The following is a 15,907-nucleotide window of genomic DNA, read 5'->3' on the forward strand; positions in this document are numbered from 1 at the left end:
TTCAGCATATTTTAGTGGGTGCGTGATATACTAACAAAATGATTTGGGTTTGAAATTTTTGCATGATTTTTAATAGTTTTAGGAGGAATGGATATGTCAATCAAGGTAGCAGCTATTATTGGAAGTAACAGAAAAGAGTCTTACAATCGTAAATTAGTGGAGTATATGAAGAAGCGTTATGCGGATAAGTTAGTTATTGAGCTTGTTTCTATCAATGAAGTAGAAATGTTTAATGCTGATATTGAGAATGATCCTCCGCAAGGTGCGATTGAATTTAAAAAGAATGTTCGTAATGCGGATGCGGTGCTTTTAGCTGTACCAGAATATAATTTCTCTATTCCTGGTGCTTTAAAAAATGCAATAGATTGGTTATCACGTAGTGGAAATGATTTAGTTGGTAAACCAACTTTCATCATTGGCTCTTCAATGGGTGTGCTAGGAAGTGTTCGAGCTCAAATGCACCTTCGTGAGATACTATCTAATCCGAATCTCCAACCACAGCTACTTCCAGGAAACGAAGTGTATGTAGGGGCAATTCATACAAAATTGAATGAACAAAATGAAGTGACTGATCAAGCAACAATAGATTTTCTAGATAAAGTAGTAAATAATTTCATTGAATTTTATAATAAAGTTAAGTAAGAGTAAAAAGGGAGAAAATCATTGATGATTTTCTCCCTTTTAAAATATAAAGCATATTTTGATCTCTGTTATAATTTTTATTTAGCTTTTCACGCAATTGCTTTTCAAGGTGCTTAGGAGCTTAGTTTTTCGCAAGCCTTGCAATGCAAAAATCTTGTATACTCAGCCCTAGATCTATTATTTAATATAGCTAAAATTCTCTAAAGGATAAATTGTCATGTTCACCTTTCCTAAAACGATATCAATAGGTACAAATCCGACACTAGGATTTCTGCTATCGTTGCTGAAACGTCTATTGTCTCCTAGGACGAACAAGGAACCCTCTGGAACGACTACTTCCCCCAAATATTCTTCAAGTGTAAAGTCCTCCGTGAGCGTGCCATTATCTAATAACTCTTTTTTAAATTCATCTAAATATGGCTCATCGAATTTAGTCCCGTTTATTAAAAGCTCATCGTTTTTATAAGAAATATGGTCTCCAGGAATGCCTATAACTCGCTTGATATAATTAGTTTCCGCATCCACTTTAAAAACAATTACATCAAATCGCTCGTAGTCACTCAATTTCGGCCCTATTTTATTGACCATGACTTTGTCCCCGCTTTCAAAAGTGGGGAGCATAGAGGCACCTTCTACTTCGATAGGTGTAAACAAAAAATATCGAATTCCAAAAGCAAATATAACAGCAATTCCAATCGCTCTAACCCACTCCCAAAACTCACTTTTACCATTCATCTCTTTCAAATTATTCCCTCACATTCTTCCATTATTATTAGCTTTATTTTACCATGAAAATATAAATTATAGAAAAAATATCCTGTTTGAGTACATTATTGATATTGGTTAAGCAATTTAAAAAACTTCACAGTAAAATCATGAAATACCTTCTCAGATGGCGATAAGTCCCTCGTGACCGGGCTAATCATGCCAACTGTTCTTTGAAGAGGAGGAGAATACAGTGGGATCTTAACCGTAAACCTAGGAATAGAGTCATAAAAGGTGCTATCAGGCAAAAGTGTTATACCGATCCCAGCAGCAACCAATCCCTTAATAGCATCCATGTCCTCACCCTCTGAGGAACTTTTAGGTGTAAATCCAAGTGAATTACATGCGTCTATTATAATCTTATGTAATACAAATCCCTTAGGGAATAAAACAAAGTCCTCATTTCGCAAATCAATCAAGGGAACCCTCTCCTTCTTTGCTAAAGGGTGATTTACAGGAATTAGCACGGAAAAGTTTTCCGTAAACAATATGGTGGTATTAATAGAATAATCTTTCGGAGGGAGTGGTCCTAAAAATGCTATATTAATTTCCCGATTTTTTACTGCATCTATTAAATAATCATAAGATCCTTGTCTTAATTGGAAAGCTACATTCGGATGCTCTTTTTTAAAGGCAGAAATAACGGTCGGTAATAAATGGCCGGCTAAACTAGTGGGGAAGCCGATTTTAATAGTCCCTTTTTCCGGATCCAAATATTCGTCAATTTGTTTTTTTGCATAGTCTATAGCCTGTAGAGCTGAAAGGCTATGCTCTAAAAAGATCTTCCCTATTGGTGTCAATTTAACATTGCGACCTATTCGCTCGAATAATTCTACTCCCAACTCATTCTCTAAATTAGCTATTTGTCTGCTAACCGCAGACTGAGCAACATGTAAATGTATCGCCGCTTCCGAAATATGTTCTCGTTCTGCGACTTCTTTAAAGTATCTTAATTGCCTTATTTCCATAGTTTTCTCCTAACCTATCTCAAAAGTAGATTGTTTATATCCAAATTATATATTGTTTATATTATTTTGAAAACATACAATGTTCCTAACACACTTTTTTGGAAAATGGAGGTCGATTACATGACATTTCACCAGCTACCGAAAGCACAGGGCATGTATAATCCAGAATTAGAACATGACGCCTGTGGGATAGGTTTATATGCAAATATAAAAGGAACACCAACACATGATATAGTGAAAAAAGGTTTAGAAATGTTATGTCGTTTGGATCATCGTGCTGGAAAAGGTAGTGATGGTCAAACGGGAGATGGAGCAGGTCTCATGGTACAAATTCCAGATGTTTTTTTTCGGGTAGTTTGTAGTCAATGGGAAATTCCAGAAAAAGGACAGTATGGAGTAGGTATGTTGTTTTTTACAGAGGCGGATGAAGAAAGACAAGCGATAGAACAAAAAATAAATGATACCATTTTCGCCGAAGGTCAGGAACTTATAGGATGGAGGACAGTCCCGACAGATAAAAGTATGTTGAGTGATTCAGCTCGAAATACTGCACCAGTAGTGAGGCAAGTATTTATTAAAGCTAAAAGTCTTCCTGACTCTTTATCCTTTGAACGGAAGTTATATGTTATTAGGAAACAGATAGAGCATTGGGCACAACAAGAAGCTAAAAAATTCTACTGTGCAAGTCTTTCAAGTCAAACAATAGTTTTTAAAGGAATGCTGACTCCTAAAGAAGTAGATCAGTTTTATGTGGACTTACAAGACGAGCTTTTTACTTCTGCTTTTTCACTAGTGCATTCTCGATACAGCACTAATACTTTCCCTAGCTGGGAGCGTGCACACCCAAATCGCTATATTGTTCACAATGGTGAAATAAACACGCTACGCGGTAATGTCAATTGGATGAAAGCTCGTGAGCAACAGTTTGTTTCAGATGCCTTTGGTGATGATTTAGGAAAAATCCTTCCTATTATTGATCCTTCTGGAAGTGATTCATCTATGCTCGATAATGCATTTGAATTTTTTGTATTAGCTGGAAGATCTCCGGCACATACAGCTATGATGCTTATTCCAGAACCGTGGACTGAGAATCCTCATATTTCTCAAGAGAAAAAAGCATTTTATGCTTATCATAGCTCTTTAATGGAGCCTTGGGATGGACCAACAGCTATCTCGTTTACAAATGGCAAGCAGGTAGGTGCTATTCTAGATCGTAATGGGTTGAGACCAGCTCGTTATTACGTGACAAAAGATGACTACATTATATTTTCTTCAGAAGTTGGAGTAGTAGACATCGAAGAAGATAATATTCTTTATAAGGAGCGTCTAAGTCCTGGAAGAATGCTTTTAATAGATTTGGAGCAGGGAAGAATTATATCCGATGAGGAAATTAAGTCAGAAATGGCGATGGCTCAGCCTTATCAGCAATGGTTAGAAGACTATCAACAAAAGATATTAGTAAATGAAGAAAACATAGAAAATCTTGATGACCTGTTATTTCGTCAAAAGGCTTTTGGCTATACGTATGAAGACATTCACAAATATATGCTGCCAATTGCAATAGAGGGAAAAGATCCTATTGGTTCTATGGGGAATGACACCCCGTTAGCTGTATTGTCAGATAGACCGCAATCCCTTTTCAATTATTTTAAGCAGTTGTTTGCTCAAGTTACCAATCCACCAATAGATTCAATACGGGAGCATATTGTTACATCCACCATGACATTGCTTGGTGCAGAAGGCGATCTGCTTACCCCTGGAGAAGTTAATGCGAAGCGAATATATTTGGATACACCAGTTTTAACTAATGGGCAGCTTCAAGAAATAAAGGATTTGAAGGATGAAAGCTTTCAAAGTGGTATTATTTACATTGATATGTCTGAAGATTTGGAAAAAGATTTGCGGAGAATCTCTAAAAAAGCAGACGAACTGATAGAACAGCGAATCTCTTTAATCATTTTGTCTGATAAATCTCTAAATCAGTCTCAACCAACTATTCCGATTTTATTGGCAGCTAGTCATTTACACCAACACTTGCTTCGAACAGGTAATCGAACGAAAGTTAGCATTTTAGTGGAAACTGGGGAGTCAAGAGAGGTTCATCAGTTTGCTGCACTTATTGGTTATGGGGTAGATGCGATTAATCCATATCTTGCATATGCAACCATTGCAGAAGCTATACAAAATGGACACTTAGAATGCAACTATCACGATGCTATAGCTAAATATAGTAAGGGGATAGCAGAAGGTGTCGTAAAAGTCATGTCTAAAATGGGTATTTCCACTGTACAAAGCTACAGAGGGGCACAGATATTTGAAGCGGTAGGTATTAGCAAAGATGTAATTGAGAATTATTTCACAGGCACTGTGTCTCAGCTTGGTGGGATTGACATAGAAACGATTAGAGAAGAGGCAATTCGTAGACATATACTAGCGGTCGAATCTACTGTGGATGCTTTAGATTCAGGGAGTGATTTTCAATGGAGAAGCACTGGCGAGCATCATGCCTTTAATCCAAAGACAATTCACACACTTCAATGGGCAACGCGAAGAGGAGACTACGGACTTTATCGTCAGTATGCAGAAATGGCAAATGAAGAGCGAATAGGCTTTTTACGAAACCTACTGACATTTAAGAAGGGAACAAAGAAAATCACATTAGATGAAGTTGAATCTGTAGATTCCATTGTGAAGAGGTTTAAGACAGGTGCTATGTCCTTTGGTTCACTAAGTCAGGAAGCGCATGAAACTTTAGCAATTGCAATGAATCGTCTTGGAGGCAAGAGTAACAGCGGAGAGGGTGGAGAACATCCTAATCGTTATGTATTAGATACTAATGGGGATAACCGACGTAGTTCTATCAAGCAGATTGCTTCAGGTCGTTTTGGTGTAAATAGTCACTATTTAGTAGAGGCAGATGAGCTCCAGATAAAAATGGCTCAAGGCGCTAAACCAGGTGAAGGTGGTCAACTTCCAGGCAATAAAGTATATCCATGGGTAGCAGATGTCAGAGGATCCACAACTGGAGTGGGATTGATATCCCCACCTCCACATCATGATATTTATTCCATAGAGGATATGGCCCAACTTATTCATGATTTAAAAAATGCAAATAGATTTGCGAGAATTAGTGTGAAGCTCGTTGCCAAATCGGGAGTAGGAACAATTGCTGCGGGTGTTGCAAAAGGCTCTGCAGACGTAATTGTAATTAGTGGATACGACGGTGGAACGGGAGCTTCTCCAAAAACAAGCATTAAGCATACAGGATTGCCTTGGGAGCTAGGACTTGCTGAAGCACATCAAACGTTAATGCTAAATGGCTTACGAAATAAAGTGGTTTTGGAAACTGACGGCAAACTAATGACTGGAAAGGATGTAGTAATGGCTGCTTTGTTAGGAGCAGAAGAATTTGGCTTTGCTACAGCGCCTCTAATCGTATTAGGCTGTGTCATGATGCGTGCCTGTCATATGGACACTTGTCCAGTTGGGATAGCAACGCAAAATCCTGAGCTAAGAGACAAATTTAGTGGTTCTGCTGATTATGTCGTTAACTTTATGAGGTTTGTGGCAGAGGAAGTAAGAGAGTATATGGCATTGCTAGGATTTAGAACAGTTGATGAAATGGTAGGAAGAACTGACCTACTTGAAGTTAGTGACCGAGCAAAATCTCATTGGAAAGCTCAGCAACTAGATCTCTCTGTCCTACTATACCAAGTGAGTGGAGACAGAACATGTAAACAAAAACAAGATCATCAGCTCGAAAAGTCATTTGACATGAGGGAGCTTATGCCTCGAGTTGAAAAAGCTATTATAAATAGAACAAAGGTTGATCTACAATATAAGATTGCTAATACTGATCGAGTTGTCGGTACCATTATTGGAAGTGAAATCTCCAAAAAATACGGGGCAAGTGGTCTGCCAGATGATTCAATTACTTTACGATTCAATGGTGCTGCCGGTCAGAGCTTTGGTGCATATATTCCACAAGGAATGACAATGTTTGTAGAGGGAGATGTAAACGACTACTTTGGCAAAGGAATTTCTGGAGGAAAGTTAGTTGTTACTTCTCCATTATCAGGAACTTCAGAACAAAATGTAATCGCTGGAAATGTGGCGCTATATGGAGCCACTGATGGAGCAGTGTTCATTAACGGCCGAGCTGGTGAACGTTTTGCTGTAAGGAATAGTGGTGCAGACGTGGTTGTTGAAGGGATAGGTGATCATGGTTGTGAGTATATGACGGGCGGTCGAGCAGTTATCCTTGGGGACGTAGGCAAAAATTTTGGAGCAGGAATGTCCGGTGGTATCGCTTATGTATTGGTTGAAGATATAGAGCAGTTCAAATTTAAGTGTAATAAAGAAATGATTGGATTTGAGAAACTTCAATCTAAAGAAGAGACTCATAGTGTAAGACAGCTAATAATGGACCATTACTATTATACAAGAAGCACAAAAGCAATGAATATTTTAGACAATTGGAATGAAATGGTGCAAAAAGTAGTCAAGGTTGTACCTAATGATTATAAAATGATGCTAGAAAAAATTGCTGCATTTAAAAAAGATGGATTAACAGAAGATGATGCAGCGATGAAAGCCTTCCTTTCAACCTCTACAAAACAAGTAGAAAAGAAAGCTACACTTATCAAAAAATAAAGTAATTTGACTCCTTTATGTAAGAGATTCGGGCTCAATTAGGATAGCACTACGTAGGGTATTTTTGGTAGAGCTGCTCAGAGTAAGTAATAGTTTTACAATGCTCACTTTGACATCTAAAGATGTCTAATCATCGAGTGAAGCAGGCAAACAGTGCCGTACTAAGGAAAGGAGGAATTTTTATATGGGTAAACCAACTGGTTTTATGGAATATCAACGAGAAAAAGGAAAGGAAGTCGCACCTCTAAAACGTATAAAAAACTGGGGGGAATACGCTTCTAAACTTTCTGATGAGTCTCTTCGCAAGCAAGGAGCACGTTGTATGGATTGTGGTACTCCATTTTGCCATATGGGAATCGAAATCAGAGGTGCAACTACGGGCTGTCCAATAAATAACTTAATACCAGAATGGAACGATTTAGTTTACCGAGGGAAATGGCAGGAAGCATTAAATCGATTAATGATGACAAATAATTTCCCAGAGTTTACAGGTCGAGTATGCCCGGCACCTTGTGAGGGCTCATGCACATTAGCTATAACAGATCCTGCAGTTTCTATTAAGAATATCGAAAGAACAATCATAGACAAAGGATTTGAAAATGGCTGGATTACTCCAAGAATTCCTACGATTAGAACTGGAAAAAAAATAGCCGTTATTGGTTCTGGTCCTGCTGGTTTAGCAAGTGCAGACAATTTAAACCAAGCAGGCCACTCTGTTACGGTTTATGAACGTGCTGACCGTGCAGGCGGGCTGTTGATGTATGGTATTCCGAATATGAAACTAGAAAAAGAAATAGTAGAAAGAAGAGTTCACCTGCTTCAGCAGGAAGGTATTGATTTCATTTTAAATACAGAGGTTGGAAGGGATATTACTGCTGAGGAGCTAAAGCTTCAATATGATGCAGTTATCCTTTGCATCGGGGCACAAAAACAACGTGCACTTCATATGGAGGGTAGTAATGCAGAGGGAGTTTATTTAGCAATGGACTATTTAACTTCTACAACAAAGAGCTTATTAGATTCAAATTTCGCTGACGGTCAATTTATTAACACGAAGGGGAAGGATGTTATTGTAATTGGTGGAGGAGATACAGGTGCAGACTGTGTAGCTACAGCTATCCGTCAAAACTGTCGTAGTGTAGTTCAGTTTGGAAAACATCCACAGCTTCCATCATCCCGTGCAGAGGATAACCAATGGCCTACAGATCCGAATATTTTTAAACTGGAATATGCGTACGAGGAAGCTAATGCAAAATATGGAAAAGACCCTAGAGAATATTTAATTCAAACGAAAAAAATGATTAAAGACAAGGATGGAAGGCTAAAAGAGCTTCATACAATCCAAATGGAAAAAATCCTTGGTGAGGACGGATTTTATTTCTTTAAAGAAGTTCCAGGTTCGGAAAAGATTTGGCCTGCGCAATTTGTTTTTGTAGCAATAGGATTTGAAGGACCAGAGACTTCTTTAACTGAACAATTTGGAGTAAAGGTTTTGAACAAAAGGATTGCTGCTTCTGCTAAAGATTATACTACAAATGTAGAAGGTGTATTTGCAGCAGGTGATGCTAGAAAGGGCCAAAGTTTAATCGTTTGGGCAATTAAAGAAGGTCAAGAGGTAGCAAAAAGAGTGAATGACTATGTAACGAATAAAGCAATTGTTAGATAATCATGTGAGAGAGAGGCCTTGGGATGGGTCTCTCGATTTTTTGTAATATATTTCATCGTGTTATCATATTAGCACACTAAAGTTTTTCTTTTATTTTCTGTCAACTGGTGGCATAATAAAGTAATACTAGAACTGGGGGTAGTAACAGCATGATTGGTATTATAGATTATGGAGCAGGAAATTTACATAGTGTAGTAAAGGCAATTACTCAGCTTGGTTATCAGATTAAACTTATTACTAAACCTAGTGACCATGACGATCTAATAGATAAGCTAATTCTGCCAGGGGTAGGCAATGCAAAGGTAGCTATGAATGTTTTAAACGAGACAGGCTTAAGTGATTATTTACGAACAGAGGTTGCCAAGGGGACACCGCTTTTGGGAATTTGCTTAGGAATGCAACTTCTTTTAGAAACTAGTGAAGAGGGAGATGTACCATGTTTAGGATTTCTACCCGGAACAGTTCCATTGTTTGGTGAAGAGGCTGAAAAGGTTCCTCATATGGGATGGAATCAAGTGAAGGATGTTCAAAATCATTTCTTGTTTCAGGATATTCCAGAAAGCACTGATTTCTATTTTGTTCATTCGTATTACGCAGAGCCTAGCATGGAGCAACACGTCATAGGTGTGACTAATTATGGACCCGACTTTGCGTGTGCAATAGGAAATAAGCAAGTGATGGGTGTACAGTTTCATCCAGAAAAAAGCGGTAAGTATGGCATTCAATTACTAGACAATTACTGCAAGCAAGGAGTTAGACAGCATGCTTAGAAAAAGAATTGTTCCTGCAATAGATGTTTTAGGTGACAAAGCGGTAAAGTATGTACAATTTAGAAACCCTACAATAATTGGTGATCCAGCAGAGCTAGGGAAGAAATATTCAGAAGACGGCGCGGATGAGTTAATCTATTTAGATACCACCGCTTCATTAAAAAACCAAGATTTGAAAATAGATTGGATACGTCGAGTTGCAGAGCAGGTGTATATACCTTTTTCTGTAATAGGTGGTGTTAGAACAATAGATGATTTCAAGAGGCTTCTTCGCGCTGGCGCTGATAAGGTAGGGGTCAACTCAGCTGCCGTACAAAGACCAGAGCTTTTAAGAGAAGCAGCGGATATATTTGGTAAACAATGTGTAGTGTTGGGACTTGATGCCATGCCAATTTATAATGACGATAAGGAAATTGTGAGATGGGAAGTATATACACATTCTGGACACGAGAAAACGGGAATGGATGTAGTGGAGTGGGCGCAACAAGCAACCGATCTTGGAGCTGGTGAGATTATTTGCACAAGTATTCATAAGGATGGCATGAAAAATGGTTATGATGTGGAGCTGATCAAGTTACTCTCGGAAAAAGTAAATGTACCAATTATTGCTTCTGGTGGTGCGGGTAAATTAGAGCATATAGAAGAAGTGTTTGCTGCAGGAAAAGCGGACGCGGCACTAGTAGCTTCAATGATTCATTACGGAGATTATACTATTTCAGAGATTAAGGATTACCTGCAGGTGAAGGGTATTAATATGAGAATGTAAAGTTAAAATGACCTGTCTGTTGAACGATCTTGTTCACAGCAGGTCTTTTTGCAGTATTTATTTGATAATCGGACGGAATTAAAAAAAGCTATCCAGTCATCCAAATGGATAGCTTGGGTAAAGGAAGTTTATGCATTTATTTAGCACTGCGCTAGCCACACAAATAGTAAGAGTAGCAAAGACTCATTAAAGGTTTTTTAGACATTCTAAATCTATCTAACTATCTCCCAACCGCGTTCTTGGGCAAGATTTCGAAGCTTTTCTTCTGGTTTAACTGCAATTGGATTTCCGACTAATTCAAGAACAGGTAAATCCGAATAGCTATCACCATATGCATAGCTGTTTTCCCAGTCTATTTCTTGGCCTTCTAACTGTTCCAAAAGTTTCTGAGTCTTCATAGCGCCATTCACATGTTCTAGCGGTGATTTCGTATATACTGAATTCTCTTTATAGATTATTTCAGTGCCTATGATTTGTTTGAATGAAATTCCTTCGGTTACTCGCTCTAAAAATTGAGTATATGCACCCGATACTAGATAAATATGTACATTTTCTTGTTGGTGAGCATATAGCTTTTCCAGTACTTTTTTATTGAAGTTTTTTTGCATTTGTTCCTTTAATTCATCAAAATACTGATACATCTCATCTCTTGTTCTACCTTCAAAAGCTTCCAAATATAGTTGCATGGACCGCTTCTTCATATTTGTAGTTGGATAAAGCTTAAGCTTATTTGCAATATAAGGAGGTACGATCGATCGATAGAATCGTTTATATTGGGGACGATAAGTTGGGTGTTCCTTTAAATGGTTCATTAACAGTTTGAACGTTTCTTCTTCGTATAAAGTTCCGTCAAAGTCAAAAATTGCAACTCGCATGTCTTCACCTTTTCTTTATAGGACTTTGTTTTATTATACTGGAAAATACGAAGGAAAGAAAAAATACTTGTCCTTAAGTGAATTTTGTAGAAATTTATATGAGTTTCTACTTATAAAAATGTATACAAAATTGCAGATTATTCTTAGCTTTTACAAAAAAATATGGCGCTTTCTGCTCCAAAGTTGAACAGAAAGCGCCAGGATGCTGCTTCGAATTATTGCATTTTGTACATTGGACCTTCTGCAGTACCGTAGTTGTTGAAGATCTGTTCCATTGTTTGATCATCGAAGCGTGGTACTTGATAATAACCATGCTTGTTTTGATAAATGGAAAGCTCATACGCCATCTCAATACAGTTCGGGATTGAGTCTTGAAGTACTCTTCGTACAACTGGGTTGGTAGACTCTAACGCAGCAGGTACTTTTCCAGCGGCACCAGCTTTAGCAGACCCTAGCAAATAACCTGAAATCATTTCATCATTAATTTCAGAAATGCTTTGCATAGGTTTCTTAGGCTGTGAAGACGGCTTTAAACCATAAGTGAAATCATTTTCCGTTGCCATCTTATAAGATGACGTGCGGTGTGAAGGATCTTTTCCGGTTTTAAAGCATTCCACTAACATATTATACTCATCCAAAGCGAATGAATATTGGCGATCCAGGATATTCAGTAATTCCTGATCCTTCACATGAGGACGAAGAATGGTTTTCAAGTTTAATGCACCAATTGCTGCTGACAATACCTCATGTACATCCATTAGCTCGTGAGCGCCATGATTAAAATGAGGTACAACTGTTTGCCCGTTCATCGTTTCACTGTGATTTTGACTGTATGTGTTATCCAATCTATTCTCCTCCTCCATAAAGATGTATTAAAACATCTCAATTAGTGTGAACAGAACAACCAAAAATATGTATAGATACTTATAGCTAAAATGTGTTACAGGTGCCTGGCACCTGTAACACATTTTAAATAAAACAATCGTGAATTTTTTAGGGAAATTCACGATTGTGCTAGGGCAATTTAGTTTTCGATTGATGTACCTAAAGAAAAGAGGAAGCGATACAAAAAATGGTATGTTTCTTCTATAGTATAGTTATCGTTAAAACCGTCAATATAATTTAAAGGAAGGTTTACTTCCCAAAGACCATCGCCGTTAGAGAACATGACGCTGTAATTCATTGCATTTCCATCGAAGTGATTGTCCAAGTAAGCTTTTAATGCTTCGCCATATTTTTTTTGTATGGCAAGACCAAACATAGCTGTATACACATCAAATACTTCATCATATTCAAAGGCAATAGCATCTACACTAATCACGTCGAAGTGAGCAGTCTCTAAGTACATGAACTCGTTTACTTTTTCTTTAAAATGAGTTATTGGCGTTTTTAAAAATGCGCTAGATTCTTGTGAAACTAATTCTTCTGTTTCTTTGTCAAACCGTTCAATGATTGCGCTATTAAATAGGTTGTCGTTTTCTATCAAGGATATACTTGTAGATTCTGACAAAAGTTCTTTCGCTAAAGCGTAATCTTGTTCTTCTTTAGTTAGCTCAAGGGTTACACCTGTAGCATCGGTGATTTTTTGTATAAGTTTCTTTTTTATCATATATAATCGTTCCTTTCTTCATCAGCAATTACTTGTAAGTCATATGCGTCAATACTAATTATAGGGTAGTTATTTTTTTCTGCATAATTTTGCGCTAGTTTTTTTATGAATTTTGGTGACCCTTCATTCTCCTCATCATAAATGATTAACATAGCATCTGTATTTCTTATAAGAAATTTATTCTTTTCGATAAATTGCCATGGAGCTTCATAGGGTTTCTTCGTCACACTAGTATGAAAATCAGCAAGTGCTATAAGTCTTTGATAATTTTCCTTCTTTTGATCATTCCAATTTTTTTCCTGTTCTAAAAAGGGAGTAATAATAGAATATTTTAAATGTGGAAATTCCTTTTTTAACTCCACTACCAATTCTGCAGCCCAAGTTTCTACACCAAGCTGTCCACTTGTTATTACCCATTCAAGACCCTCGTTGAGAAGTGCGCGCATCTGATTCTCAACTGCTTTTTTTATGATAGGCACACCAGGATGGTTGTCATTGAATATACCTAATTCATGGGCTTTATACCCAGTTATTAAAAGTCTTTTAATCATTTTCTCTACCTTCTTTTAACTTTTTGAGTAATGTGTCCATATACTACATCTTCTCATAAACTAGTATGAATGCAAAGAAGGGATGATGAAAGTTGGATGAAACGGTAAGCGTAGAGTATGTAAGTCCATTTGAAGGACACGTTTTCCAAGCGGCACAAAGTTTAATGGGTACAAATATAGCAGTACAAACAACTAAAAATATTCTTCAAGGTAAACTGACGATGGTAGCTCCGGATCATATTGTAGTGAGTGTAGGTGGAGTTCCTTTTTACGTACGTATTCAAGCTATAGTGTGGATTACTCCGAACATATCTAAATGAAAGGATGGTTAATTGTTTAATAGAGTAGATAAGTTGTTAATTGAATTACCTAATTTAGAATATGGTGACGCAAATGCTGCTTCAGTAGTTCAAGAACTATTAGGAGGGAAATTTGGTGAGATGTCTACTCTCAACAACTATATGTATCAATCCTTTAACTTTCGTGGAAAAACTAAGCTAAAACCATTCTATGATTTGGTTGCTAGTATCACTGCAGAGGAATTTGGTCATGTAGAGCTCGTATCTAATACGATTAATCTGTTATATAAAGGAACTAGCTTTAGTGGAGATCCAGATTTAGCACCACTTCAAGATGCCAAGAATATGCGAAACACTTATGCTTTTATTGCCAATGCTCAAACCTCTTTAGCTGGAGATTCTATGGGTAATCCATGGAGAGGAGATTACGTATTCTCGAGTGGCAACCTAGTACTAGATCTTTTGCATAATTTCTTTTTGGAATGTGGAGCTAGAACTCATAAAATGAGAGTATATGAAATGACTGAACACCCAACTGCTAGAGAAATGATTGGATACTTATTAGTACGTGGAGGAACACATATTATTGCGTACGCAAAAGCTCTTGAAATGGCGACAGGTGTAGATGTGACCAAAATGCTACCAATCCCTAACTTGGATAATCGTGCGTTTGATCACGCTCGCAAATACGAGGATCTTGGATACGGAAATGTTCTATTCACTTGGAATAATGTTGGCGATTACAAGGACATCGATAAAATTTGGAAGGGACAAAATCCAACAAGTGGAGACCGGTTGTTCGTGAAAGAAGGCAGTCCTAAGGGCTATAAAATTCCTGAATTAGAATCGCTTCCGGAGGAATTTGCTCCTGGTATCGGACCAGAAGAATTCCAAGCAATCGCAAAAAGACTGATGTCAAAAATTTAAACTAAGAAAACCTAGATCTTACATCTGTCTTGAAATTATATGAGTATAGCGAATAGGCAGCAACTCTAGCTATCCCAACTATACATTTGATCTTGAATGATAAGGCTCTAGAATTAAATGAACCTGATTTCATTTCTTTAACACTTTCGTATCTTTCCATTAAAAAAGCCCCGTTCTAGCTGAACTGGGCTATTATATATCATTATCAATTATTTAATACACCTTTTGATACAAGTTCACGTATTTTTTCTTCCGAAAATCCAATCTCATCTAATACCTCCTGATTATGTTGGCCAAGCAGGGGGGCAGGGGAACGCAGCTGCCCTGGGGTTTCAGAAAATTTGGCTGGGAAGCCAAGTGTTTTCATAGGGCCAGCTATCGGATGCTCGTAATTTAACACCATATCTCGAGAAAGAATATGCTCATCTTCAAGCGCTTGATCGTATGAATATATTGGGCTGCATGGAATTCCATGTTCATCAAGCAATGATAGCCATTCGGATGAGCATTTCTCTTGAAGGACAGTTTCAATTTCCAACTCAAGTTGGTTTACATTTTGTGTTCGTATAGAATTGGTTAGGAATCGTTTGTCATTAATCCACTCTGGTTTATTTATTACATATAAACAAAACTTTTCCCAAAGTTTTTGATTGCCAGCACCAATTAAAATAGAACCATCCTTAGTTTGAAACCCTTGGTAGGGAGAAGAGACACGATGAGCTGTACTATTTCTCTTAGGAATCTCGCCTTTACCAAAATATGCAGCTGCCTCCCAAACCGTCCAAGCGAGACCTGCGTCTACTAAGGATACGTCTATGTATTGACCAACTCCTGATTTTAACCGATAAATATAAGCAGAGAGAATTGACTGTATGGCTGTTTGTGCTGCTGCTATATCATGTATAGCAATGCCGACTTTTACAGGCTTACCTTCACGTTCTCCAGTCATATCCATTATTCCAGAGAGACCTTGCGCCATAATGTCATAGCCGCCCTTGTTTTTATAGGGTCCGGTCTGTCCATATCCAGAAATAGAACAATATATAAGCGATGGATTAATAGCTTTTAAAGTTTCATAGTCTATTCCAAGCTTGTTAGTTACACCCGGTCTGTAATTCTCAATAATAACATCCGCATCCTTGACTAATTCCTTCAATATCTGAATGCCTTCCTCTTTTTTTAGATTAAGGCATATACCTCTCTTGTTTCGATTCACCATCATATACATATAACTTTCTTCTTTAACATAAGGTCCCATTTGGCGAGTATCATCCCCATTTGGGTATTTCTCAACTTTTATAACTTCAGCTCCCATATCTGCTAGAACCATAGAGCAATAGGGACCCGCGAGGACCTGAGAAAGATCAACTATTTTCATACCTGTCAAAGCTTGTGCTATCATGATAAACCACCTTA

14 protein-coding genes are annotated in these 15,907 nt (G+C 37.6%); 7 read left to right on the plus strand and 7 right to left on the minus strand.

Annotated features, from left to right (window positions below; translation table 11 throughout):
- The first annotated feature begins 93 nt into the window (after nt 1–93).
- Nucleotides 94–642, plus strand: coding sequence for an NADPH-dependent FMN reductase (locus MHB55_RS09250; RefSeq protein WP_340863067.1), 549 nt, complete (start codon nt 94–96; stop codon nt 640–642).
- Nucleotides 643–819: 177 nt separating this feature from the next.
- On the opposite strand, the gene lepB is transcribed toward MHB55_RS09250, so the two are convergent.
- Both lepB and MHB55_RS09260 read right to left on the minus strand, forming a co-directional pair.
- Nucleotides 820–1,377 carry a signal peptidase I gene (gene lepB, locus MHB55_RS09255; RefSeq protein ID WP_340863962.1) on the minus strand — a complete coding sequence of 186 codons (558 nt, stop codon included), beginning with the start codon at nt 1,375–1,377 and terminating at the stop codon, nt 820–822.
- A gap of 95 nt (nt 1,378–1,472) precedes the next feature.
- Complete coding sequence (locus MHB55_RS09260; protein WP_340863068.1) at nt 1,473–2,375, minus strand: LysR family transcriptional regulator; 903 nt, start codon at nt 2,373–2,375, stop codon at nt 1,473–1,475.
- 120 nt (nt 2,376–2,495) lie between these two features.
- Here MHB55_RS09260 and gltB point away from each other — a divergent pair, with 120 nt between their 5' ends.
- The 4 genes from gltB to hisF all read left to right on the plus strand — a co-directional run bounded on the left by gltB (nt 2,496) and on the right by hisF (nt 10,230).
- Nucleotides 2,496–7,028, plus strand: coding sequence for a glutamate synthase large subunit (gltB, locus tag MHB55_RS09265; protein WP_340863069.1), 4,533 nt, complete (start codon nt 2,496–2,498; stop codon nt 7,026–7,028).
- Between the two features lie 184 nt (nt 7,029–7,212).
- Complete coding sequence (gene gltD, locus MHB55_RS09270; protein WP_340863070.1) at nt 7,213–8,694, plus strand: glutamate synthase small subunit; 1,482 nt, start codon at nt 7,213–7,215, stop codon at nt 8,692–8,694.
- Nucleotides 8,695–8,843: 149 nt separating this feature from the next.
- Nucleotides 8,844–9,464 (plus strand): imidazole glycerol phosphate synthase subunit HisH, encoded by a 621-nt coding sequence (gene hisH / locus MHB55_RS09275; RefSeq protein ID WP_144536771.1) that lies wholly within the window; start codon nt 8,844–8,846, stop codon nt 9,462–9,464.
- Nucleotides 9,457–10,230, plus strand: coding sequence for an imidazole glycerol phosphate synthase subunit HisF (gene hisF / locus MHB55_RS09280; RefSeq protein ID WP_144536769.1), 774 nt, complete (start codon nt 9,457–9,459; stop codon nt 10,228–10,230). The genes hisH and hisF overlap by 8 nt, the downstream gene beginning before the upstream one ends.
- 212 nt (nt 10,231–10,442) lie before the next feature.
- On the opposite strand, the gene MHB55_RS09285 is transcribed toward hisF, so the two are convergent.
- The 4 genes from MHB55_RS09285 to MHB55_RS09300 all read right to left on the minus strand — a co-directional run bounded on the left by MHB55_RS09285 (nt 10,443) and on the right by MHB55_RS09300 (nt 13,265).
- Nucleotides 10,443–11,105, minus strand: a complete 663-nt coding sequence (locus MHB55_RS09285; RefSeq protein WP_340863071.1) for an HAD family hydrolase — start codon at nt 11,103–11,105, stop codon at nt 10,443–10,445.
- Nucleotides 11,106–11,320: 215 nt separating this feature from the next.
- Complete coding sequence (locus MHB55_RS09290; RefSeq protein WP_370455722.1) at nt 11,321–11,950, minus strand: spore coat protein; 630 nt, start codon at nt 11,948–11,950, stop codon at nt 11,321–11,323.
- 179 nt (nt 11,951–12,129) lie between these two features.
- Nucleotides 12,130–12,714, minus strand: coding sequence for a branched-chain amino acid aminotransferase (locus MHB55_RS09295; protein ID WP_340863072.1), 585 nt, complete (start codon nt 12,712–12,714; stop codon nt 12,130–12,132).
- Nucleotides 12,711–13,265 (minus strand): DUF1273 domain-containing protein, encoded by a 555-nt coding sequence (locus MHB55_RS09300; protein ID WP_340863073.1) that lies wholly within the window; start codon nt 13,263–13,265, stop codon nt 12,711–12,713. The genes MHB55_RS09295 and MHB55_RS09300 overlap by 4 nt, the downstream gene beginning before the upstream one ends.
- A gap of 92 nt (nt 13,266–13,357) precedes the next feature.
- Here MHB55_RS09300 and MHB55_RS09305 point away from each other — a divergent pair, with 92 nt between their 5' ends.
- Both MHB55_RS09305 and MHB55_RS09310 read left to right on the plus strand, forming a co-directional pair.
- On the plus strand, nt 13,358–13,585 hold the full coding sequence (locus tag MHB55_RS09305) for a DUF2642 domain-containing protein (protein ID WP_144536759.1): 228 nt from the start codon (nt 13,358–13,360) through the stop codon (nt 13,583–13,585).
- 12 nt (nt 13,586–13,597) lie between these two features.
- Nucleotides 13,598–14,491, plus strand: a complete 894-nt coding sequence (locus MHB55_RS09310; protein WP_144536757.1) for a manganese catalase family protein — start codon at nt 13,598–13,600, stop codon at nt 14,489–14,491.
- 205 nt (nt 14,492–14,696) lie between these two features.
- Here MHB55_RS09310 and MHB55_RS09315 read toward each other — a convergent pair whose 3' ends face one another.
- Nucleotides 14,697–15,893 (minus strand): CaiB/BaiF CoA transferase family protein, encoded by a 1,197-nt coding sequence (locus MHB55_RS09315; protein ID WP_225321678.1) that lies wholly within the window; start codon nt 15,891–15,893, stop codon nt 14,697–14,699.
- Between the last annotated feature and the right edge of the window lie 14 nt (nt 15,894–15,907).

The organism is Psychrobacillus sp. FSL K6-1267, from assembly GCF_038003265.1.
Lineage (GTDB): Bacteria > Bacillota > Bacilli > Bacillales_A > Planococcaceae > Psychrobacillus > Psychrobacillus faecigallinarum.

Bases quoted from the DNA above. Each gene is read 5' to 3' on its own strand.
- MHB55_RS09285 (WP_340863071.1), bottom strand. From the start codon at position 11,105: ATGCGAGTTGCAATTTTTGACTTTGACGGAACTTTATACGAAGAAGAA.
- MHB55_RS09315 (WP_225321678.1), bottom strand. From the start codon at position 15,893: ATGATAGCACAAGCTTTGACAGGTATGAAAATAGTTGATCTTTCTCAG.
- lepB (WP_340863962.1), bottom strand. From the start codon at position 1,377: ATGAATGGTAAAAGTGAGTTTTGGGAGTGGGTTAGAGCGATTGGAATT.
- MHB55_RS09260 (WP_340863068.1), bottom strand. From the start codon at position 2,375: ATGGAAATAAGGCAATTAAGATACTTTAAAGAAGTCGCAGAACGAGAA.
- MHB55_RS09300 (WP_340863073.1), bottom strand. From the start codon at position 13,265: ATGATTAAAAGACTTTTAATAACTGGGTATAAAGCCCATGAATTAGGT.
- MHB55_RS09250 (WP_340863067.1), top strand. From the start codon at position 94: ATGTCAATCAAGGTAGCAGCTATTATTGGAAGTAACAGAAAAGAGTCT.
- MHB55_RS09295 (WP_340863072.1), bottom strand. From the start codon at position 12,714: ATGATAAAAAAGAAACTTATACAAAAAATCACCGATGCTACAGGTGTA.
- gltD (WP_340863070.1), top strand. From the start codon at position 7,213: ATGGGTAAACCAACTGGTTTTATGGAATATCAACGAGAAAAAGGAAAG.
- hisF (WP_144536769.1), top strand. From the start codon at position 9,457: ATGCTTAGAAAAAGAATTGTTCCTGCAATAGATGTTTTAGGTGACAAA.
- hisH (WP_144536771.1), top strand. From the start codon at position 8,844: ATGATTGGTATTATAGATTATGGAGCAGGAAATTTACATAGTGTAGTA.
- gltB (WP_340863069.1), top strand. From the start codon at position 2,496: ATGACATTTCACCAGCTACCGAAAGCACAGGGCATGTATAATCCAGAA.